Annotated in this window: 20 protein-coding genes; 3 read left to right on the top strand and 17 right to left on the bottom strand. The window is 47.2% G+C overall.

The genetic code is table 11. From position 1 onward, the window contains the following. The 3 genes from OCV11_RS06315 to htpX all read right to left on the bottom strand — a co-directional run bounded on the left by OCV11_RS06315 (position 1) and on the right by htpX (position 2,270). A complete protein-coding gene (locus OCV11_RS06315; protein WP_261895724.1) occupies positions 1 to 723 on the bottom strand; it encodes an SDR family NAD(P)-dependent oxidoreductase in 723 nt (240 codons plus the stop codon). Further along, positions 720 to 1,142: a nuclear transport factor 2 family protein gene (locus tag OCV11_RS06310; protein WP_261895722.1), complete on the bottom strand. Its 423-nt coding sequence runs from the start codon at positions 1,140 to 1,142 to the stop codon at positions 720 to 722. Before OCV11_RS06310 ends, OCV11_RS06315 begins: the two co-directional genes overlap by 4 nt. 264 nt (positions 1,143 to 1,406) lie before the next feature. Further along, positions 1,407 to 2,270: a protease HtpX gene (gene htpX / locus OCV11_RS06305; RefSeq protein ID WP_261895721.1), complete on the bottom strand. Its 864-nt coding sequence runs from the start codon at positions 2,268 to 2,270 to the stop codon at positions 1,407 to 1,409. Positions 2,271 to 2,557: 287 nt separating this feature from the next. On the opposite strand from htpX, the gene OCV11_RS06300 reads away from it, so the two are divergent. Further along, positions 2,558 to 2,722: a hypothetical protein gene (locus OCV11_RS06300; protein WP_261895720.1), complete on the top strand. Its 165-nt coding sequence runs from the start codon at positions 2,558 to 2,560 to the stop codon at positions 2,720 to 2,722. A 187-nt stretch (positions 2,723 to 2,909) separates the two neighbouring features. On the opposite strand, the gene OCV11_RS06295 is transcribed toward OCV11_RS06300, so the two are convergent. The 5 genes from OCV11_RS06295 to bioB form a co-directional block, all read right to left on the bottom strand. After that, a complete protein-coding gene (locus OCV11_RS06295; protein ID WP_261895719.1) occupies positions 2,910 to 4,715 on the bottom strand; it encodes a M4 family metallopeptidase in 1,806 nt (601 codons plus the stop codon). A 375-nt stretch (positions 4,716 to 5,090) separates the two neighbouring features. Then, positions 5,091 to 5,798, bottom strand: coding sequence for a dethiobiotin synthase (gene bioD / locus OCV11_RS06290; RefSeq protein WP_261895718.1), 708 nt, complete (start codon positions 5,796 to 5,798; stop codon positions 5,091 to 5,093). Then, a complete protein-coding gene (bioC, locus tag OCV11_RS06285; RefSeq protein ID WP_261895717.1) occupies positions 5,795 to 6,628 on the bottom strand; it encodes a malonyl-ACP O-methyltransferase BioC in 834 nt (277 codons plus the stop codon). Before bioC ends, bioD begins: the two co-directional genes overlap by 4 nt. Then, positions 6,625 to 7,779 carry an 8-amino-7-oxononanoate synthase gene (locus tag OCV11_RS06280; RefSeq protein ID WP_261896239.1) on the bottom strand — a complete coding sequence of 385 codons (1,155 nt, stop codon included), beginning with the start codon at positions 7,777 to 7,779 and terminating at the stop codon, positions 6,625 to 6,627. The genes bioC and OCV11_RS06280 overlap by 4 nt, the downstream gene beginning before the upstream one ends. Further along, the gene (gene bioB / locus OCV11_RS06275; RefSeq protein ID WP_261895716.1) at positions 7,766 to 8,818 is read right to left on the bottom strand and encodes a biotin synthase BioB; all 1,053 of its coding nucleotides are present in this window, start codon (positions 8,816 to 8,818) and stop codon (positions 7,766 to 7,768) included. Before bioB ends, OCV11_RS06280 begins: the two co-directional genes overlap by 14 nt. Positions 8,819 to 8,951: 133 nt before the next feature. Here bioB and bioA point away from each other — a divergent pair, with 133 nt between their 5' ends. Next, positions 8,952 to 10,238, top strand: a complete 1,287-nt coding sequence (gene bioA / locus OCV11_RS06270) for an adenosylmethionine--8-amino-7-oxononanoate transaminase (protein WP_261895715.1) — start codon at positions 8,952 to 8,954, stop codon at positions 10,236 to 10,238. Between the two features lie 107 nt (positions 10,239 to 10,345). On the opposite strand, the gene OCV11_RS06265 is transcribed toward bioA, so the two are convergent. The 6 genes from OCV11_RS06265 to OCV11_RS06240 all read right to left on the bottom strand — a co-directional run bounded on the left by OCV11_RS06265 (position 10,346) and on the right by OCV11_RS06240 (position 18,775). Continuing rightward, a complete protein-coding gene (locus tag OCV11_RS06265; protein WP_261895714.1) occupies positions 10,346 to 11,308 on the bottom strand; it encodes a glycosyl transferase family protein in 963 nt (320 codons plus the stop codon). A gap of 367 nt (positions 11,309 to 11,675) precedes the next feature. Continuing rightward, a complete protein-coding gene (locus OCV11_RS06260; protein WP_261895713.1) occupies positions 11,676 to 14,336 on the bottom strand; it encodes a molybdopterin-dependent oxidoreductase in 2,661 nt (886 codons plus the stop codon). A gap of 306 nt (positions 14,337 to 14,642) precedes the next feature. Continuing rightward, a complete protein-coding gene (gene serS / locus OCV11_RS06255) occupies positions 14,643 to 15,947 on the bottom strand; it encodes a serine--tRNA ligase (protein ID WP_261895712.1) in 1,305 nt (434 codons plus the stop codon). 105 nt (positions 15,948 to 16,052) lie between these two features. Then, entirely contained in the window at positions 16,053 to 17,402 is a 1,350-nt protein-coding gene (locus tag OCV11_RS06250; RefSeq protein ID WP_261895711.1) for a replication-associated recombination protein A, read from the bottom strand. Between the two features lie 36 nt (positions 17,403 to 17,438). After that, complete coding sequence (gene lolA, locus OCV11_RS06245; protein WP_261895710.1) at positions 17,439 to 18,038, bottom strand: outer membrane lipoprotein chaperone LolA; 600 nt, start codon at positions 18,036 to 18,038, stop codon at positions 17,439 to 17,441. Between the two features lie 116 nt (positions 18,039 to 18,154). Further along, complete coding sequence (locus tag OCV11_RS06240) at positions 18,155 to 18,775, bottom strand: YecA family protein (protein ID WP_261895709.1); 621 nt, start codon at positions 18,773 to 18,775, stop codon at positions 18,155 to 18,157. Between the two features lie 176 nt (positions 18,776 to 18,951). Here OCV11_RS06240 and dusC point away from each other — a divergent pair, with 176 nt between their 5' ends. Continuing rightward, complete coding sequence (gene dusC, locus OCV11_RS06235) at positions 18,952 to 19,905, top strand: tRNA dihydrouridine(16) synthase DusC (protein ID WP_261895708.1); 954 nt, start codon at positions 18,952 to 18,954, stop codon at positions 19,903 to 19,905. A 56-nt stretch (positions 19,906 to 19,961) separates the two neighbouring features. On the opposite strand, the gene OCV11_RS06230 is transcribed toward dusC, so the two are convergent. From OCV11_RS06230 to OCV11_RS06220, 3 genes are all read right to left on the bottom strand, one after another. Beyond that, positions 19,962 to 20,756 carry an ABC transporter ATP-binding protein gene (locus OCV11_RS06230; protein WP_261895707.1) on the bottom strand — a complete coding sequence of 265 codons (795 nt, stop codon included), beginning with the start codon at positions 20,754 to 20,756 and terminating at the stop codon, positions 19,962 to 19,964. Beyond that, on the bottom strand, positions 20,753 to 21,652 hold the full coding sequence (locus OCV11_RS06225) for an ABC transporter permease (RefSeq protein ID WP_261895706.1): 900 nt from the start codon (positions 21,650 to 21,652) through the stop codon (positions 20,753 to 20,755). The genes OCV11_RS06230 and OCV11_RS06225 overlap by 4 nt, the downstream gene beginning before the upstream one ends. Before the next feature lie 101 nt (positions 21,653 to 21,753). Beyond that, positions 21,754 to 22,719: an ABC transporter substrate-binding protein gene (locus OCV11_RS06220; protein WP_261895705.1), complete on the bottom strand. Its 966-nt coding sequence runs from the start codon at positions 22,717 to 22,719 to the stop codon at positions 21,754 to 21,756. Between the last annotated feature and the right edge of the window lie 208 nt (positions 22,720 to 22,927).

Here is a 22,927-nt window from a genome sequence, read left to right as displayed (position 1 = left end):
CTAGCTTAAAATCCAACGCTGGACCAACTTTTGCTGCCAACGATACGGCAACATCGCGACCAAACGCAGCAACGTAGTAAAACGCTTGGGTAAATAGATAAAACGCTTTCCTTCCCTAAGCTGCTGACGAATCTGCTGCGATGCCTCGTTCACCGAGATCATCATCGGCATTGAGAAGGTATTCTTCTGCGTTAAAGGCGTTGCAACAAATCCGGGCATAACCAAGCTCAGTGCAATACCACGCCGCTCCCAATCCAGAGCCAACGCTTGTGTCAAATAGCTGATCGCCGCTTTAGATGCACCGTAGGCTTCCGCTCTAGGCAGTGCCAACTCCCCAGCAATCGAACTCACCACCACGACTTGTTGGCCTTGAGCTTGGTAAGGAATCATCGCTTCCAAGCAGTGCACAACGCCGAAAAAATTGACGTCCATAACGCGCTTAATCAAACCGCTGTCGAGCTCGCCGTCATCGATGTATTCGCATACACCGGCATTAAAAATCCAAACGTCAGGCACAAATGGCAATTGGCCGAATGCCTTGATGCACTGTTTTAAGTTGGTCACATCTAATGCAAGACTGTGTAGTAACGGCGAGCGCGCTTGAAGCTCATCAAGAACCTGTTGATTGCGACCACACACAATCACTTGGTCGCCTTGCGCCACATAATCTAACGCCAGCTGCTGGCCAATACCGGAAGTGGCTCCGGTAATCAGTATGTTCATGACTGACCTAATCTCTGTTTGGTGGCACGAACAAGGTGCCCCAATAAAGGAATGTGCTCATAAACCATTTCGCCCATATCAAAGTAATCACGGTGATAAATCACCTTACCCTCGGCAAATTTGAGATGAGATACGCCACAGACCGTGACACTGTGACCACGGTTTAGCTTTGGGTGTGACAGCTCCATTTCCCAGGTGATCATGCCGCCTTCGGGGTGCGTGAAGACTTCCATAATATGAAAGCGGCATTGGTTCACATTCCGATACAATTCTTCGAAATAGTGCTGCAGAGCATCCAGTCCAACAAGGCGATGCGCTGCATCCTGAAATTCAATATTCGGATGATATATTTGCTTAAGTTCACTGAGTGTTGTTTTATCGAGCCGTTGATAAAAGGCCGCGACCTCATGCACATCCATTTTTTGCCCCAAACCTGATTAGCCAAATTGCTTGTCAAAGCCTGTTTATATCTAAATAAACATAGTCCACAGTTACCTGATGCACAAAGTAAATTCAATAACTTGTGATACAAAGCTGCCTCAAACATAGCTAGTTTTGACCAGCTATAGGAAAGCATGCACAGTGCAAAGGAGTCCGACCTAAGGTGATACGGCAATTGAGAAAAAAAGATCATAAAAAAACCAGCCGCTGAGGGCTGGTTTTTAATGGAATGAAATTAACGATTACAGACGGCGCAAGGCGTCAATACGTTTATCCAATGGAGGATGGCTCATTAGCAGTTCAGTGATACTACGTTTGCCGTTGATACCAAATGCCATCATTGAACCTTCAAGATGAGATTCTTGGCTCTGCTTCAAACGCTCCAGAGCAGCAATCATCTTCTGCTTACCGACTAACTGTGCCGAACCCGCATCCGCGTAGAATTCACGATGGCGGCTGTACCACATGGTAATAAAGCTGGCTAGGAAGCCAAACACCAACTCCAATACCATCGAAATAGCAAAGTAAGCCATGGTGTTGCTGCCTTCCCCTTCTTCGTTATCTCGGTTCGCAATGAGGTTTGCAATCATACGTGACAAGAAAATAACGAAGGTATTCACTACACCTTGCATTAAAGTCATGGTTACCATGTCACCGTTGGCAATATGGCTGATTTCATGAGCAAGTACTGCTTCAGCTTCGTCACGCGTCATACCATGCAGCAGACCGGTGGAAACCGCCACCAACGCATCATTGCGTTTTGCGCCCGTCGCAAAAGCGTTCATATCCGGTGCATCATAAATTGCCACTGTTGGCATACCGATGCCAGCTTGCTTTGCTTGACGAGAGACGGTTTGAACTAACCAATGTTCCATCTCATTACGTGGGCTTTCAATGACCATGGCGCCAACCGACATCAACGCAATACGTTTTGACATCAGTAACGAGATAAAAGAACCACCAAAACCAAATACGGCGGCTAATACCAGCAGCCCCGACAGGCTACCAGAACGAATACCTGTGACCGCGTAAACAATATTCAGAACAACACTCAATACCAGCACGACAGCTAGGTTGGTTGCTAAGAACAATAAGACTCGCTTCATTTACTTTCTCCAGACTAGAAACGGATTATTGTCAGCTTAGATCGCTGCGGACGCCGCAAGGACCTTGCTACTTTTTTGTTTCTTGCATTGCTATATATAGTCGTCAATTTAAAAAACAAGGTTAAGTACTAAATTGCAACAATTGATTACCGCATGCCATTACGCACTCAGTATATATGCATCACGTACTACTTTAGTCGAATTGAGGATGTGAATTTTTGTGTCTAGAGTTAAGGGGTATTGGATTTACAACGTTTAGGAACACACTGTTTAAAAAGGAAATCGTCATGGCTGAATTAAATAGTTATAAAATGGCAATTGATCTTCTGTGCTGTCATCTTGGGTTAACTGAAGACGAAGCGAAACACCAACTTGGTATCGACAAAGTTGAGCCCGCAAAAAAGCCAGAACTGGAACAAGCCGTTCAACTCGCCAAATTGATGCAAGAATAGAATCCACCCCCAATGCGTAAGTCGGTGCAAAGAGAGAGGTACCTTCTCTACGTTACACGCTCCATGTGTTAAACCTTAGCGGTCGGATTAAAGCCCGAAATTGTTCGGGCTTTTTATTATTTGTCACTTGTGATCACAGCGCATTTAACGTTTTGAAACGTTAGGCAGGTTGGGCTTAGCGTTAAACCTACTCATTGTAAGAGGCCGTTAGGGTAACACCAGAATAGGCTGCATAACCGCTGAGCATGATGTAATAAGTTCCGGTGCTAGGGGAATTAAAACGACAAGTTTCATTCGTACCAGTACGGTAAGGTCGGCAATCGTAACTGCTGGTAGTAGGGTTGCTGCCAAATTTAACGTAGAGATCAGAATCGCCAGTACCACCCGACGTTTTAATCACTAGTTGGCTAGCACCAGAAGGAACAGCCAGAGTCCAATATTGCGCCGAACCGCGGCTACCGGATAACCCAGTTACTGGAGTGCCATTAGAGAGTGTGGCTGTTGAGCTATCATTGCTGTCGCTATTGGAACAAGAGGCATCAACACCTACTTGGGTAAACGCTGCGGTGACATCGCTACTGTCATAACCGAGATAGTCAGTTGCCTGAGCCACTCCACAAGCTGCCTCATCAAAACCTGAGGTGGAGTTCCAATACAGCTGGTTAGCCTTTACAAACACCTCAAACGCCTTTTTCGTATCCCATCCATCAGTGGTGGCTAACAGGTAGAAAGCGCGGTTGAAAACACCTGAACTGTAATGGACATCTAAGCCACTGTAGTAATCGTCTGCCGAATCGATAGACGCGCCATCTTTACTAGGTTGGTCCATATAGCGTAACGCACCAGAGGCCTTATAGATCTCAGCCCCCACTTTCCAGTCGTTCTCGCCTTTCATATAGTATTCAGCAGCTTCCCCAGCCATATCAGAGAAGGCTTCATTGATACCGCCACTCTCACCATCGTAATCAAGATTAGAGTTTTGCTCAGTAAAACCATGAGACACTTCGTGAGCTGAGACATCGAGGCTCACAAGAGGGTAAAAGGTTGAACCGCCGTCACCAAAGGTCATGCCGGTCCCATCCCAAAACGCATTTTCGTAGGAGCTACCATAGTGCACACGCATTTCGAGTTGAAACGTTAAAGGAGAAGTATTAAACCAGTCGTTGTACATATCAAATATAACACCACCAAAATAGTGGGCATCATTTTCTGCAGAATAGGCTCCATTAACATAATTTTCTGAGCTTTCCGGACATGTAAATTCCACGACACTCCCGCCAGACGTCCCGTTGTTCATATTAATTGTTTTGACGTTGTCATTATTCATTTGACAACTATCATTAACTATTAAATACCCATAATCAGTGCCGTAATAATACTCCCCCGTTTTTATATTCCCGCCAGGTCCTGTTGCATTTTGATCGTGTGCCAATTGCTGCCACTGTTTTAATATCGTCCCATCATTTGCATCAATAATGGTAAACGGACGACTAGGTTCAGGATCTGAAACAAATATATCCACTAAATAGGTGAGATGCGCGGTATTACTTCCATCCAGCCAAATATATAAGCTTGCGCTGCTGCGGTCTGCACTCTCTATACCCAATTGTTCGAGCACAGTGTTGATCGCTTGCTTATCATTTAGCTTAGGGGTTACTGAACCTAAATCACTATCTATCCCTTTGACATACTTACCACTTAGGTTCGAGTACAACCCTTGCCCTGTCACATCCGCTACCATTGAATGGCCATAAACAGGGACGCCTTGATAATACTGTTTGATGCGTGCTTTGGTTTTATTTCCCACGGCAATGGTATTTTGCGCTTTAAACGTTTGAGAACTTAAACCTAAACTGTTAGCGGGATTACTGGTCGGTGTAATTGCTTTTGATTCACTGCTATTTGGTTTGATATTTTCAATTGTTGCTGATAATGCCGTACCTGATATAAAGGATGAAGCGATTATTGCATAGGCAATCGCAGATATTTTCATCTGTAGGTTCCTTCCACTGATTAATAATGAGTGCTTCTTTTTTTGAGCACTATTTATACTTATCATAAGAAGAATAATATTCAACCTAGACTTTTATCCAAAACAACAAATATTAATAAATACAACATTCTCTATATTGAATTATTAAAATAAAAAAACATTATTTTTCCGTTGTTTATTTTGTAGCAAAAGCAAATAACCTAATTATCAGAACAGAGTTTACATAACTTTACAAAATCACAAATATTAGGCATTGCTCCCAAAGTCAATTCGCAAAGCTCTGCCCTTTCCACTCCTGCGTGTGAACAACATCTTGATGATGGGTATAAAAAAACGCGGCTGAGAGAGCCGCGCTTTTTTGAGATAAACGAGAATCTAAGCGATTTCTTTCACTCGCTCGTGAGTCCCTAGCAAAGCATCTACTTTAATGTATTTACCCAAATCACGACGTTTTGCACCGGGAACATACGGGATTTCGCCAAGCTTTGGTGCGCCAAGGCGTTTTTCTAACACTTCGATCAACTCGGCATAGTGTTCCGTACCTGGGTTAATACGGTTAGCAACCCAGCCTGCGATATTCAAACCATCCGCCTTGATCGCTTCTGCCGTCAGTAGAGCATGACTTAAACAACCCAGTTTAATCCCCACCACCAAAATAACGGGCAACTGAGCTTGTTTCACCCAATCCGAGAGACAAGCCGTATCTGAAATAGGCACACGCCAACCACCAGCACCTTCAACCAAGACCACATCAGCATGGGTTTGGTGTTGCGCTAACTTGTCATTAAGAATGCTGTAATCAATCACAACATTTTCATGCAGTGCTGCAATATGGGGTGACGCTGGCATCTCTAAGGCGTAAGGATTGACGTCTTCGTAAGGCACCTCAACGGTCGCTGCTTGCATTAACTGCAGCGCGTCATCGTTACGTAGCCCTTGCTCGGTTCTCTCACATCCAGCAGAGATCGGTTTATAGCCGATCGTGGTCAATCCTTGCGCTGAAAATGCTTGTAAAACCGCTTTCGTAGTGATGGTTTTACCAACATCGGTATCCGTACCTGCAATAAAAAATACATGACTCATCGAAGAATAACCCCCAAACAAACTTGATACGTAGCAGGCAAAAGACCGTTAGGGCCCCTAAAACTCTGATATGACTCTTCGACTTGAGACAACACCTGCTTACTGATCATGCGCGTCGCACGACCAGGAACATGATTGGCACCGATACCTTTGAGGTCCTTCATTAGGTCCATCGCAGTAACGTACCACACTGTAATTGGGTCAAATTCTAGAGTAACCTCGGCGATATCGGCTTGCGCTAACGCAATTTTTACCGCATTTACTGAGACGAATTGGTTGATGTGTTGATATGCATCAACACTTGACCATGCCTGAGCCAATTCATAGAGAGAGCCATCGACTAAGGTCGTAAACAGCCCTTTCCCTTGGTTTTTTAATACCCTACGTATTTCTTTTAGCGGGACGTGCAGGTCATCACACCACTGCAGAGCGAGGCTTGAAAAGACATAATCAAAACTCGCATCAGGGAAAGGTAGCGCTTCCGCATCCCCCTGATAGTAGGTCATTTGGTCGCAGCCACAACGAGCTTGAGCGTGTTGCAACATTGATGTAGATAAATCAAGACACACCACATCTGCGCCTCTCGCCCTTATCAACTGAGAAAAATGCCCTGTGCCACAACCCACATCCAACACCCGCAATCCATTGAGATCCAAAGGGAGCTTATCCATTAGCCGGTCGCCCACTGAGCGCTGAAAAGCAGCATGTCGGTCGTACTGATGCGCCGCCTTCGAGAACGCTTGGCTAACGGCCCATTTTTTATCATTGGTCTTACGTAACGATGAAACACGTAACGAAGAAACGAGTAACGATGAAACATTCTCGTTCATACGCCCTCCTCAAGTAATTGTTCCAGCGCACGACCTAAACCAACGATATCTTGAGGCGAGTGATCCGCCGTCAATGTAATGCGCAGACGAGCCATCCCCTGTGGCACGGTCGGTGGTCGAATCGCCGTTAACCAGTAACCACGCTCGCGTAAACGAGTCGCTAAACGCAGTGCACACTCACTCTCACCAATAAGAAACGGTTTAATCGGAGTGTCGGTCGCTACATAGCCAGGCAAGCGATGAAAGGTATCGTGGTATACCTGCTGCAACGTCGCCAACCGATCCCGACGCCATTGCTGAGTTTGTATCATGTGCGTTGCATGCAGCAAGGCGTGAGCCTGCGCAGGAGGCATTGCCGTGGAGTAAACATGATGCCGAGCAAACTGCGCTAAATAGTCAGCCACATCACGACGGGTAAGCACCGCCGCTCCAGAGAGCCCAAATGCCTTACCAAACGTCACCACCAGAATGTCTGGCTTAACCCCGGCTAGCGCACAACTCCCAGCCCCCATGTCTCCATGCACACCAATGCCATGCGCATCATCTACCATCCACCACGCTTTGTTTTGGCACACCGTGGCAATGCTTTGTAATGGAGCCTTATCACCATCCATACTAAACACCCCTTCGGTGACCACTAACGGGTTACAAAGATTGTCACTCAATAGGCGGTCAAGATGTGCAACATCGTTGTGTTTGAAGCGTTTCATGGTTGCTTGACTTAACATGCCCGCCTCCATCAGCGACGCATGATTAAGCTTATCTTGCACCAAGGTATCGGTGGCTTCTAACAAGGCAAAGAGCGTAGCTTGATTGGCGCTAAATCCCGAGTTAAACAGCACCCCATCTTCGTAGCCCAGCCAGTCGCAGAGTTCGCGAATCAGCTCTTGATGTATCGAACTAAATCCGGTCACCATCGGCGATGCGCCGCTTCCCGCCCCCCAAAGCGTTAATCCTTGCTGCCACGCTTGCACTAACTCGGCTGAGCTTGCCAAGCCAAGATAATCGTTCCCTGAAAAGTGAACATAAGCTTGCCCATGATGAAGCAACTTTCCTTGGTGAACGCCTTGATGCGCAAGCAATTTGCGCGTTAATCCTTGCTCATCACGCTGCGTCAAAGCTTGAGAAATTCGGTGACTAAAGGCTGGCATCATAGAAAAGGTCATCCTTAGACGGACGCGCTGCAACCCTCTCAGCCACGCGTTCCAGTAACTCATCTGCGGCGATGTCATCTGGCTTTTGCATCACTTCGTGGCGGTTTATGCCAAGTTTAGCGAACAATTGCATGTCGCTATCTTCTGCAGGATTCGGTGTCGTCAGTAATTTGCAGCCATAGAAAATAGAGTTGGCTCCCGCCATAAAGCAAAGCGCCTGCATCTGCTCGTTCATTTTTTCGCGCCCAGCAGAAAGACGCACTGCAGAGTGAGGCATCATGATACGGGCAGCGGCAATAAGGCGAATAAAATCAAACGGCTCAACATCCTGAGCGTTTTCTAGTGGTGTGCCTTTGACCTTAACCAACATGTTAATTGGCACACTTTCGGGATGAACTGGCAAATTGGCTAATTCAACCAAAAGACCGGCTCGATCCTGACTGCTTTCGCCCATACCGATAATGCCACCGGAACAGATTTTCATTCCCGCCTCACGCACATGGGCAAGGGTATCAAGGCGGTCTTGATACGTACGAGTTGTGATGATTTTGCCGTAAAACTCCGGCGACGTATCAAGGTTATGGTTGTAATAATCCAAGCCCGCTTGCGCGAGTTCTTGCGCTTGATTGGAGGTCAACATTCCTAGCGTCATACAGGTTTCTAACCCCATTGATTTCACGCCAGAAATCATCTCTTTGAGCATAGGCATGTCGCGCTCTTTCGGGTTTTTCCATGCAGCTCCCATACAAAAACGGGTCGAACCAGCAGCCTTGGCTTTATGAGCCGCATCCAATACTCGCTCCACTTCCATCAAACGCTCTTGCTCCACACTGGTATTGTAGCGGGCGCTTTGTGGGCAGTATTTACAATCTTCTGGGCAAGCCCCTGTCTTGATGGAAAGCAAGGTGCTCACCTGTACATGATTATGCTCTTGATAGTGACGATGAACAGTTTGGGCCTGAAACAACAGGTCCATAAAAGGGGTATCGAGTAGCGTTTTCACTTCAGCCACAGTCCAGTTATGACGAACTTCCACGTGTAATTCCTTAATGATTTTTCTAAGTTTTATGCTTGGCTAGTCTAGCCCTAAAGGATACACTGTCAACACTAATTATTTTTAATGGTTTACATTGGATTATTTTTTAACCATTTAGTATTCGAGTGCTGCTATGGATTTAAGCTTTGATCGCCAGCATATCTGGCATCCCTATACGTCAACTGTCTCACCTCTGACCTGTTATCCCGTGTCTAAAGCCGAAGGGATGTACCTCTATCTTGAAGATGGCCGCAAACTGATTGATGGCATGTCTTCGTGGTGGTGTGCCATTCATGGGTACAACCACCCGCGCCTGGTCAAAGCAGCGTACGAGCAAATAGATAAGATGAGTCATGTGATGTTTGGCGGGCTTACCCATCAACCCGCGATTGATGTATGCCGCAAATTGTTGGAGCTAACACCAGAACCGCTCGAGAAAGTCTTTCTTGCGGATTCAGGCTCAGTTGCCGTGGAAGTGAGTTTGAAAATGGCGCTGCAATACTGGAACAGTCGCGGTGAAAATCGTAGCCAGTTTTTGACCATTCGTCGGGGTTATCATGGCGATACCTTCGCAGCTATGTCGGTAACCGATCCCAATAATTCAATGCACTCCATGTATCGCGGCTTTTTACCGCAACATCTTTTTGCCCAAGAGCCGAGTAATCATTTTGGACAGGATTGGGATAGCAGTGAAATCGAGGATTTTGCTACTCAACTAGCGAAACATCACCGCAATATCGCCGCGGTGATTATGGAGCCCATCGTTCAAGGGGCGATCGGCATGCGCATCTATCACCCTCATTTCTTACGAGAGGTGCGTCGCCTTTGCGACCAATACGGCGTGTTGTTGATACTCGATGAAATCGCAACGGGCTTTGGTCGTACTGGGAAATGTTTTGCTTTCGAGCACGCGGATATCATTCCCGATATCATGTGTGTAGGTAAAGCGCTGACTGGCGGGTTTATGACGTTGTCGGCCGTTATCACCACCAAAGCGATTGCTGATACGGTGTCTCAAGGCCCATCCGGTTGCTTTATGCACGGTCCCACCTTTATGGCCAATCCTTTAGCGTGTGCTGTCGCCGCTGAAAGTTTAACCATGATCAGCGAGGGCGACTGGCAAACAGATGTCGCCCGCATCGAAGCGGTGTTTGCCCAAGAGTTGCCGCGCTTTGCACCCCATCCGCTGGTGAAAGAGGTTCGGTGGATTGGCGCCATTGGTGTGGTAGAAACCAAAGTGCCCGTAGATATGGAGAAAATCCAAGCCTTATTTGTCCAACAGGGTGTGTGGATAAGGCCCTTTGGTTGTTTGATTTACCTAATGCCACCGTTCATTAGTGAAGAGGAACACTTGTATACACTGTTAAACGCTATCGAGCTGGCACTTAATACGCCCGACTGTTTTCTTGAGTCGCGCTAAAAGCAAACGTCGCGCAAACGAAAACAATGCAAAAGAAAACAATGCAAAAGGAGATCGGTTGACGATCTCCTTTTCTCATTGGGGTAAACTGGCCTCACCTCGTGCGATTATGCGCGATGGGCTTTTTGGACGTACTCTTGCCAATAGCCATTCGCCGTTGCTAGCGCTTTGGCCCAATCTTGCTCACGTGTGAACAGCACTGCAGCCATCGTTGCAATCACGCTGTTGGCCATCATCACTTTATCTGTGTCTGGCGTTCCCATCGGACAAGTGTCTAGTGTCACCACCTCTTCTTGGTAACAAGATGACCAATAATGTTCCTGCACCCCATCTGGTGTGCTTAGCCACACGGTTTGGCTCACTTTAGGGTTATATTCTGATTCCCCAGATTGACCTTTGAACGAAATCACCGCATGGGCAGTTTTACCTACTTCATACTCAATTTCCGCATGCAGTTTTTGGAAACCCGGATGGAAACTGCCTCGTACCCCAAATCGACCACCACCGGGATTTAAGGCTCGCACCACCGTATTGATTGGCGTACGTAACCCATAGCGATTTTTCCACGCCAACATTTTTTGTGCTTGAGGAGCAAAAGCGTGCAACGGCAAATAAGCAATCTTACCGGCAGATAACGCTGTGTGGGCTTTCTCTAACGAGTCCACGATTGGAATATCAAACGCAGCTAGGTAATCTTCTGCGTGCTCGCGACCCGCCTCAGGATCGTGATAGCCATGCAGCAACACGGACAGACCGTGATCCGCTAATAAGCGGGCGGCCAGCAAATGCCATGGTTTGCCTGCCGAGGCGCGCTTACCTGCATATAGTGGCCAATCCATGTCGCAACTCAGTTGCGGAATCAATGCTTGGAAAGCTCGTACAAATCCAGCGATCTCTTGCTGAGTTTCATTTTGGACTCGAATCAACATCAATAACATGGCCATTTGGTCGTCACCCACTTCGCCATTTAGATATTCGGTCATTACTCGAAACGCTTGCTCGTAGCTTAGTGGTGCTCTGCCGCGCTCGCCTCGCCCCACCGTGCGAATACACTCCAATATGATACTCATGACTTCCTCAACTGATTACCCGCACACAACGCACGGATGTTCCTATCTATGCCATTGTTTTACCACTAATTGAACGTGAATCAATCGCTAATCACACGATTAAGCCCTAATTGAGGTGTTTTTCTGCACTGGCAGGTAATTTCGCGCTCTTTTTTACTCATTCTTGATTTAAACATAGGTGAATTGAGCAATAAAAAGGCGCCTGACTCAAAAGAATCAGACGCCTTTTAATAACAAGTTATCTTTAATCACTTATGACGAAGCAAATCATATGCCAGAATAAGAGAGCGACACAAAACCCTCCGCTCCATTAACAAAACAGCTGATGTTAAGCGTTCATGGCCGCACCGTGATTCATCACTGCCCTCTATTTGTGCAGCGATGGTCCTTTATGAGGAGCGGCACTTGGCGTCGGATCGAGCAAGAATTCATCTTCACTTGCCGACATCAGCAAGCTTTTTATGTCCATCACGCAAGAGCCACAATGAGTGCCACATTTCAATTTGGCTTGCAACTCGTTTAAAGAGACTGACTCATCATCATTCATCGCATCATAAATGTGCTGATCCGTTACCTGATGGCAACTGCAAATCAGTTGACTACGCGCCTTTGAACTGGCGACCGCGAGCAGCGGTTCAAGCTCTAACGGTTCGTCCATTAGTGCGAGAACTTGCAAATAATCAATCTCAATAGGGGTATTACCGACCGCTAGAAAGCCCACTACACGCAGTAAACTCTGCGGTGAATCGCGATCAACGATTACCATCATCCAGCCCTCTTCCAGCTCCCAGCGTAAAATCTTTTCGCCTTTGACCAAAGGGAAGTCATCACGAGTAAGACTGCTCAAGGCAGCAAAACGCCAAATACCGACCTCTTTATCTTGCTGATAAGCACGATAATCGGTCGCAGGAAGCGGCCTGCGTGGACCGATGTACAAGCCATACGTGTTCATCTCGACCGCCTCTATCTCAACCGGCCAAGATTTAAAGGCGGGTTGCCCCGAGAGCTCATCTACCTGAGCACCAATAATCCGGTTAACATTTGACGCGCCACCATACAGTTTCGACCAATGTATCGACATAAAGAGCTGTTTGCCGGGCAACCCATCATCAACAGCCACCTTAGCGTAGACCGGTTTGGAGTATTTATCGCGCCGAATGGCTGCAAGACGTCCCGGTGATAAAAACAACTTGGCCAAACTAATGCTGTTCATATAGACGGTTGGCTCGACCTCATAACCCGATAACCGATGAATATGACCCGTGCGGGTCATGCTGTGCCACTGATCACGAATGCGTCCTGAGTTCATCCACCAATGGTCGGCATTGGCATCCATAGGTTCGCCCCAAACAAAATTGGCGCGCCCATCGGGCGTGGAAAAATAGCCATTGGCAAACGGTCTTCTTCCATCAAATGGCCACTGTCTAGGCTGCCAATTGGAGTATTGAGAATCGGTAATACCCGCTAATTTGGATAGCGAAAAGAGATAAGGACTATTGTCATTGAGTGCCGTCATGCCAACGTATTCACGGAAAATTGCCGCTTCATTTTTAAATTCAAAACCATTGGGGATAGAGAGTAAATTACACAAACGCTCACCCACTTGACTTAGAATCCACCAATCGGGCTTGGCTTGACCGGGGGCATTGGCAAACGCACGCTGTCGTGAAATGACACGCTCTGCGTTGGTCACCATACCTCGTTTTTCCCCCCATCCTGCAGCAGGCAAAATAATGTCCGCATAGTCAATAACATCACTTTGCGCACTGATATCGGAGACAATCACGCAAGAACAATGGTCGAGCGTCTGTCGAATTTTATCGCTATCAGGCATCGAGATAATCGGGTTGGTTCCGACTATCCATAGCACTTTGATCTGCCCAGCATCAATAGCACGAAAAATATCGACCGCTTTTAAGCCAGGACGATTGGTGATAACGGGTGACTGCCAATAATCTTGCACCATGCGCGTAGACTGTGGATCAAACCCACGGTGAATCGCCAGTTGCGATGAAAGTGCTCCTACTTCACGCCCCCCCATGGCGTTGGGTTGGCCCGTCAGCGAGAAGGGACCGCTACCCGGCTTACCAATTTTGCCCGAAGCCAAATGGCAATTGATGATCGCATTTCCTTTGTCAACTCCATAAGCAGATTGGTTCACCCCTTGACCAAACATGGTAATGGCGGACAGACTGGTCATAAACCAGTCATAAAACTTGCGTAAATCCTGCCAATCTACATTTAGGCGCTCACCTATCGCATGCAGTTGATATTTCACTTCTTGCAGATAATTCCAAACATCACCAAAGCCTTCCGTCGACTCTTTGATGAATTTCATATCCACCGCGCGGTTATCAATCAAATAACGCAGTAGCCCGTGAAACAGCAGCGTATCACCTTCATTTTCAATCTGCAGGTGAAGATCTGCCAATTTGGACGTGACGGTGGTTCTTGGGTCAATCACCACCAGCTTGAGATTAGGGTTGTTTTCTCGCGCTTGTTCAATGCGTCGAAACAGTACCGGATGAGTCCACGCACTGTTTGCGCCCACCAATACAATCAATTCGGTCTGTTCAATATCGGCGTAACTCATGGGTACGACGTCTTCGCCGAAAGCGCGAATATGCGCAGAGACCGCTGACATCATGCAAAGCCGCGTATTGGTCTCAATATTGGAGGTGCCAATAAACCCTTTCATCAGTTTATTGGCCACATAATAATCTTCGGTGAGCAGCTGCCCAGACAAATACATCGCCACCGAATCAGGACCATATTGGGCGATGGCGGAAAAAATGCGTTCAGCAATCTCATCGGTCACTTGATCCCAAGTGACCTCCATACCTTGTATCGAAGGCACGAGTAGACGTTGAGGCATTTTCATGCTCTCAGACAAAGCGGCGCCTTTGCTGCATAACATTCCCCGATTCGCAGGATGCTTTTCGTCCCCCACTATTTCAGAGGGTCTGACTTCAATTCCGCACCCAACTCCACAATAGGGGCAAGTCGTTTTCGTCGTATTTTTCGGCATAACAGAAGTAATAAAGCTCCCTGAGATGGTCTGCTTAATCAATGGATAGACAACAAACGCTCATCAGCAAAAAGTTCGATGGATTGAGTATAGGTATAAGATGATAGAACCACCTGCATGCAGAGCGGTTTAAATATGATTGGGAAGCGAAGAGAGAGAAATACCTCAATGGAGGTAAATATTCAGAGATGTCGGATCAGTTTAAATTGGAAGCTGCATCACATAATTAAAAAGGGTTAAACATAATATTGCAGCCAAAAGAAAAGCCGACCCAAAGGTCGGCTTATAACAGTAACTCGAAACGGATTAACCGATGTGAGTCATGCCGTTCATGTATTTTTGTAGCACAGCTGGGACTTCGATACGGCCATCCGCTTGTTGGTAGTTTTCCAAAATCGCTACCATGGTACGACCGACCGCTAGACCAGAACCGTTCAATGTATGAAGCAGTTCAGGTTTACCGCCTTTACGACGGAAACGAGCTTGCATACGACGTGCTTGGAAATCCCACATGTTTGAACATGAAGAGATTTCACGGTAAGTGTTTTGCGCTGGTACCCACACTTCCAAGTCGTACGTTTTGCAAGAGCCAAAGCCCATATCACCAGTACATAGCACCACTTTACGGTAAGGAAGACCTAGCAGTTGCAGAACTTTCTCAGCGTGACCAGTAAGCTCTTCAAGGGCGTTCATTGAGTCTTCTGGTTTGGTGATTTGCACAAGTTCAACTTTGTCGAATTGGTGCATACGAATCAAACCACGAGTATCACGACCGTAAGAACCCGCTTCAGAGCGGAAACATGGTGTGTGCGCCGTCATTTTTAGTGGCAGTTGGTCTTCTTCAAGAATCTCGTCACGAACCAGGTTAGTTACTGGAACTTCTGCTGTTGGGATCAATGACAAGCGACGTAGCTCTTCGTCATCGACTTTTTCAGTCAGTGGTTCAGTGTGGTAAAGATCCGCACCAAATTTTGGTAGCTGACCCGTACCGTACAAGCTATCTGCGTTCACTAAGTAAGGAACATATAGCTCAGTGTAACCATGTTGTTCAGTGTGAAGATCCAACATGAACTGTGCAATCGCACGGTGTAGACGTGCAAATTGGCCTTTCATTACTACAAAACGAGCACCTGTTAATTTAGTTGCACTCGCAAAGTCGATACCGTCGCCCATTTCGCCTAGGTCAACGTGATCTTTAATGTCGAAATCAAACGATTTTGGTGTACCCCAACGTGATACTTCTACGTTGTCGTTTTCGTCTTTACCATCCGGTACTTCATCCGCAGGGATATTAGGGATGCGTGAAGCGATATCGTCGAGTTCTTTTTGAACCACAACCAATTCCGCTTTTTTCGCATCCAGATCAGCACCTAGCGTACCGACCTGTTTTTTGATCTCTTCAGCGCCATCTTTATCGCCGGCAGACATCAACTGACCAATTTGTTTGGAGATGGAGTTACGCGTGGATTGTAAATTTTCAACTTCGACTTGAATGGACTTACGTTTTTCTTCAAGTGTACGAATAGTTTCAACGTCGAGCTTAAAGCCGCGACGCGCCAATTTTGCTGCTGTTTCATCCAGCTCAGCACGAAGTAATTTAGAATCCAGCATTGCTAATCCTATGCCTTTTTTGATTAACGAAAAGATGCACTTGCACACTTTTTAGCCAGCAAGATGCATGTCGAAATTTACTTTGTCAAAGATAACGAAAAGCCACTATTTTTCATAGCGCTTTTGTTGGCTTTTTGCGTCTAAATCCGCCAGATAATCTAACTTTTCACCAATCTTGGTCTCCAAGCCTCGATTTGTCGGGTGGTAATAGCGCGTTCCGGTCATTTCTGGTGGCAAATAGCGCTCACCAGCCGCATAAGCACCGGGTTCATCATGCGCATAACGATACTCTTCTCCATACCCCATCTCTTTCATCAAGCGAGTCGGAGCATTACGCAAATGAATGGGCACTTCATATTCAGGAAGATTTTGCGCATCATTGAGCGCCTGTTTCCACGCGGTGTAAACCGCGTTACTTTTCGGGGCACACGCCAGATAGACAATCGCTTGTGCGATAGCGCGCGTACCTTCGTAAGCGCCGACACGATGAAAACAGTCCCACGCTGAAAGCGCCACCTGCATTGCGCGCGGGTCAGCATTGCCGACATCTTCAGAGGCAATCGCCAGCAAGCGTCTGGCAATATACAGAGGATCGCAGCCGGCATTGATCATCCGTGCCGCCCAATACAAAGCCCCATCTGGATTTGAACCACGAATCGATTTGTGCACTGCAGAAATCAGGTCGTACCAAATATCACCTTTATTATCAAAGCGTGACACCTTCTCACCCGCTACCTCAGCCAGTAACGGTAAGGTAATTTGTTTGGTTCCCTGCGCATCTTCCTCTGCCATGTCATAGAGTAGCTCTAGGTAATTGAGCGACATGCGCGCATCACCGTTAACCAGCTCGGCAAGACGTTCCAGAACCTGATCGTAAAATTGCGCAGGGGTATTGCCTAAACCTCGAGCGGTGTCCTTGATCGCCTGTTGCAAGGCTTGACCAATTTCTTCCGCACTTAATGAGGTTAACTTGTACACCCTTGCCCGAGAGAGCAATGCGTTATTGAGTTCAAACGATGGGTTTTCCGTGGTCGCCCCAATAAAGGTAATCGTGCCATCCTCGATATGGGGCAAAAAAGCGTCTTGCTGAGATTTGTTAAAGCGATGGACTTCGTCAACAAACAAGATGGTACGTCGACCACTGAGCTTATTCTCCCGCGCTTTATCGATCGCAGCACGAATCTCTTTCACGCCTGAGGTCACTGCAGAAACACGTTCCACTTCGGCTTTGGCGTAGTTCGCGGCCACTTCAGCTAACGTGGTTTTGCCTGTGCCTGGTGGTCCCCACAAAATCATGGAATGAACATGCCCCGCTTCGAGTGCGCGGCGCAAAGGCTTACCTGGGCCTAAAATGTGTTGCTGCCCAATGTATTGCTCCACCGTTTGTGGGCGCATACGAGCAGCAAGGGGACGAAAATCTTCGTCCCCTGAAAAGTCTAAACTGTAGTTATTCACCTAATCTGTCCCCTTTACTTGGGTAAGTGGGTGAGCTCAGCGACGTTGATCATCAACTTCAACCCCTTTAGGGATTTTGAAGGTAAAGAGATCGGTACTTGGTTTACCCAATTTCACTTGTGTAAAAGTGAACAAACTCTTTTGCCCGTCTTGCTCAATCACATTAAATCCTTTTACCACCCCTTTCGCGGTGATATCAATCTGGAATTGACCTTGGTTGCTATCTACCGCTGTTGGCGTAAGGGTAAATACATCGCCTTTTTCTTCAACGTTGTAAGCATCCCAATCGCTTTTACGATTGCGAGTCAACAGCACAAATGGCGTCTGCTCGGTGGCTTGTTCTGGGTTGTAAATCGTCACCTGCTCAACAAATGGGCTGTAGTACCATAGAGTCTTGCCGTCAGATACCAACAAATTTTCATCTGGTGCTTTGGTTTCCCAACGGAATAGATTTGGACGCGCGATGTTCACTACGCCGTTACCATCAACGACGACTTCACCGTCTGGACTTAACACTTTCTGTTGAAATTGCGCGCTGAAACCATCGGTCAACGCCAAACGTTCACTGAGCACATCTTTCGGTGCGGCCAGGACGGAAAAGCTACAAAATGCCAGAGAGGCAAGCCATTTATTCATTCTATTTCTACTCCAATACAGGGTTTGTTAGCCAACTTATAAAAATTTTTCTTATGGTTCGTGTCAGTGTAATGTCGAAATTGCGTTTTCACTAGCGATTCGCCAAAGAGCAAACCTTAACGAGCACAGCACTGCTTGAATTTTTTGCCACTGCCACATGGGCAAGGATCATTACGGCCCACTTCTTTAAATGGGTTCACACTTTGTGCTTTGGCCCCTAACAAGGCTTCATCTGCCGCCATCGCCACTTCTTGCACCATGAGATCAAGCTGATCAATAAAATCACTCAGCTGAGGTGGATTTTCGATGCCCGCTTCACGCATGCTGTTTTGCGTCTCTTGCTCATCCAGCGCCAACATAAACGTGGTCAGTAGCGCTTGTAACATACGTAACGCACCATCAGTACAATGAACTTGTGCCCAATGTTCTTCGATGGTTGGCCACAACGCCATAAAGCCTGATGCAACCTCTTGTAAACCTTGTTCAACTGAATCAGCGTGCGCAGAAATCAGCTCCAATAACGGATATTGGTTGGCTTTCAGTGCCTGATATTGCCATTGCAGATGAGCTTGAACACGATTGACCCATTCACCTTCCACTTGCTCAAACAGTTCGTTTAACCAACGATTCGGATCAAGTGGTTGAGTGGTGAAGTTAGCCGCCAGCACTAGGCCTTCCACAAACAGCGGTGAAACAGGAGAGTCACACTCTTGCAAATCAATCAGTACGTATGTCATAGGGGTCTCTAATCTAAATCAATTGGCGCATTATACCGAAATGGCTTCAAGATGCTCCTTGGATCGCAGGTTAATCTTTCGATCTGCGTTCCACTTGGTTAGGCTTTGCTCAACTCGTGACATTTGTTCAAGAGCACTCTACAATCTCGCCTCCGAAAATTAAGGCAATCACTACTATGCGAGTCATTTTGGGCCCTATGGAGGGCGTTTTAGACCACTTAATGCGCGAGATGCTGACCGAAATCAACGACTATGATTTCTGTGTCACCGAATTTGTGCGCGTGGTTCGTCAACCATTACCCGACCATCTTTTTTACCGTCTCTGCCCTGAGCTACTCACTGGCTCGCGCACCCGTTCGGGCGTTCCCGTTAAAGTGCAACTCCTTGGTCAAGACCCTGAATGGATGGCTGAAAACGCAGTACGCGCTGCCAACCTTGGTGCTTACGGCATCGACCTCAACTTTGGCTGCCCAGCCAAAATGGTGAATAACAGCTGTGGCGGCGCGGCCATGCTGCAAAACCCAGAGAAAATCTATCAGGTGGTTGAAGCGTGTCGTAAAGCCGTCGATCCAGCGATTTCGGTGTCGGCCAAAATTCGCCTTGGTTGGGAAAACCCAGATGATTGCTTTGAGATTGTTGATGCTGTCGTGCAAGGCGGCGCTGATGAACTCACGGTTCACGCGCGAACTAAAGCCGGAGGTTACAAAGCCAGTGAAATTAAGTGGCACTATATCGACGAAATTCGTCGCAAGACCTCCATTCCACTTATCGCCAATGGCGAGATTTGGAACTACCAAGATGGTCAAGATTGTATTGCCACCACAGGTGTTGATTCGCTCATGGTATGTCGCGGTGCGTTCAATATTCCCAACTTAGGCAATATGGTCAAACGTAACGAAACGCCAATGAGCTGGCCAGAAGTCGTGGATCTGCTGCTGCGTTATTCTGAATACGAAGTGCGGGGTGATAAGAGCAAATACTACCCTAATCGAGTTAAACAGTGGTTTGCTTACTTACGCCAAGCCTATCCTGAAGCGGCTGAGCTGTTTCGCGACATTCGCACCCATATGACGGTGGAACCGATCGTGGAACATATTCAACGCTATCGTGATGCCCTGCAACAAGCATAAAAAAAGCTCCTTTACGGAGCTTTTTGCTTTTCAATCGTATACTTACTTCTACGATATTAAGAGAGCAACAACGCGTCGTCGGTTAGCGCTTCGCCGCGGACTTTGGAGAACATCTCCAACAAATCCGGCACATCCATATTGGCTCGTTGGTCACCGGCCACATCGAGCACAATATTACCTTGGTGCAGCATCACTGTACGATCGCCACACGCCAAAGCATCTTTCATTGAGTGAGTCACCATCATCACCGTCAGCTGAAACTCTTCAACGATACGTTTGGTTAAATCGATGATAAACGCCGCCATACGAGGATCGAGTGCAGCAGTGTGCTCATCCAGTAGCAGCAGTTGGCTGTCGGCTAGAGTCGCCATAACTAGACTCACCGCTTGACGTTGCCCACCAGAAAGCAAACCGATGCTATCACTTAAACGATCTTCCAAGCCTAAGCCCAAAATACTGATGCGTTCTTGAAATAGCTTACGACGATTGCCAGAGAGTGAAAGATTCCAGCCGCGACGTTTACCGCGCATGTAAGCCAATGCCATGTTCTCTTCAATGGTCAATGAGCCACAGGTTCCCGCGAGTGGGTCTTGGAACACGCGCGCACAAAGACTTGCGCGCTGGTCAACGGTCAGCCGAGTCACATCTTGGTCACCGATCAACACTTTACCGCCGACCATCGGTGTTTCACCGGTCACCGCCCCTAACAAAGTGGATTTACCCGCACCGTTAGAACCGATAACCGTCAAGAATTGCCCTTTCGGCACTTCCAAATTGACACCACGCAGCGCACGGTTTTCCAAAATGGTGCCCGGGTTGAAGGTGACTTGAATATCTACTAGACGAATCATGCTGCACCTCCAGAGGCTTTTTTCGCTTTTAATTTGCCTTTCATTTTTGGCATCACCAGCGCAAGTGCTACCAATACCGCCGTCACCAAGTTAAGGTCGGAAGCTTGTAAACCAAACATGCCCGAACTTAACGCAAACGCGACAGCTAAACGATACAAGACCGAGCCAATAATGACCGCCAAAATAGCCACCCAGATCTTTTTACCAGGAATCAAGGTTTGACCCAGGATCACGGCAGCCAAGCCGACCACAATCGTCCCGACCCCAGAAGTCACATCAGCAAAGCTGTTCGTTTGGGCAAACAGCGCACCTGCAAATCCAACAAAGCCGTTCGACAATGCCAAACAGAAGTAAGTGTAAAAACCAACACTTGCCCCTTGTGCCGCCACCATACGCATATTCACGCCAGTAGCACGCATACCTAAACCGAAATCACTGTTAAGCAGACGCACCACAAACCACGCGGAAAGTAGCACTAACACACCCACCACCAGCGGGCGGATATACATGGCATCGCCAAGCTCTTCAAATGGCGTAAGAATCGTATCCTGTCCAAGCAGGGCAACGTTTGGGCGTCCCATGATGCGAATATTGATAGAAAAAGCGGCGATACTGGTCAGTATCGACGCCAGCAGATTCAAGATACCGCAGCGTACCGTTAAAAAGGCAGTCACCCACCCTAATGCCGCACTGGCGATAATAGCAAGTATGGTGGCAATCCATGGGTTAATACCGGCCACAATCGCCGTTGCAGCGACTGCTGCCCCCATAGGGAACGTACCATCCACACTTAAGTCAGGAAAATCCAACACACGGAAAGTAAGGTAAACACCTAGCGCCACCAAGCCATAAATTAGGCCCAGTTCAAGTGCGCCAAAAAACGCAAAAGCAGACATAACAACTCCCTTCTCTGCTTAACGCCGGTGGACTCCTCCACCGGCCTCAAGTGCAGCTTATACGCCGCACTCTTTTTCATTAAGATGATTTATCGTTAACACTATTTAATGCTAGTAGCACGCTCCAAAATCGCTTGAGGGATCTTAAAGCCCAGTTTATCTGCTGCGGTTTTGTTTAGTACCAGGTCAGAACCGGTGGCGACACGCACATCGATATCACCAGGTTTTTTACCATTCAGAATATCGACTACATAATCTGCTGTTTGTAGACCAATTTGGTAGTAGTCAAAGCCAAGACTGGCAATGGCACCGCGGTCAACATAAGAAGTTGCTGCACCAAAGACTGGGGTTTTCGCTTGGTTAGCCGCAACCACCATCCCTTCAATCGCACTTGCGACGGTGTTATCGATTAACGCATAAATGATGTCAGATTTTTCAGCAATCGCTTGAGTCGCTGATTGAACATCTGCACTTTTTAGCGCGGTCGATTCAATAATTTTGACGCCATTTTTCGCTGCTGCCACTTTAAGTAGATCCATCAAACTGACTGCGTTAGCTTCACCTGGGTTATAAACCACCCCGATGGTCTTCACGTTTGGCATCAACTCTTTAATCAACTCTACGTGTTGTTCTACTGGTGATAGGTCAGACAAACCAGTGACGTTTTTTCCTGGGTGTTCTAGCGTTTTGACCAGTTTAGCGCCAACAGGATCGGTGACTGCAGTAAAGACCACTGGAATATCACGGGTCATCGCCACTAAAGCTTGCGCAGTAGGCGTTGCGATACCGACTAACACATCCGGTTTTTCGCCGACAAATTCACGGGCAATTTGCACCGCAATCGCAGGGTTACCTTGCGCTGTTTTGTATTCGAATTTCAGGTTTTGTCCATCAACATAACCTTTGGCTTTGAGGCCATCTAACAGGCCTTGACGAGTGGCGTCTAAAGCGGGGTGTTCAACAATTTGAGAGACAGCAACCGTCACGGTTTTCGCGAGAAGTGTTGGGGAAGAGAGTAATGTCGCGCCAGCAAGAACGGCTGTGGCGATAAATTTGCCTGCTTTCATCTTAACTCCTTGATTTAAAGCATACTTAATCGATGTTGTGTTTGTTGTAATAATCCACTGTGTCCTTTGCTATCTCATGAGTGTGGGTTCCATTTCCATACACTCGAACATCTAACGTTTGGGTTGGATGCGCACACTGTGTCCAGAGACATCAATGACATAGAGGTTGCAATGCATAAATGCAATGAAGTCATTATTACCAGCATAT

Source organism: Vibrio porteresiae DSM 19223 (assembly GCF_024347055.1).
Lineage (GTDB): Bacteria > Pseudomonadota > Gammaproteobacteria > Enterobacterales > Vibrionaceae > Vibrio > Vibrio porteresiae.
The sequence above is the reverse complement of the archived record's forward strand: the minus strand, read 5'-3'. Positions and strand labels throughout refer to the sequence as shown.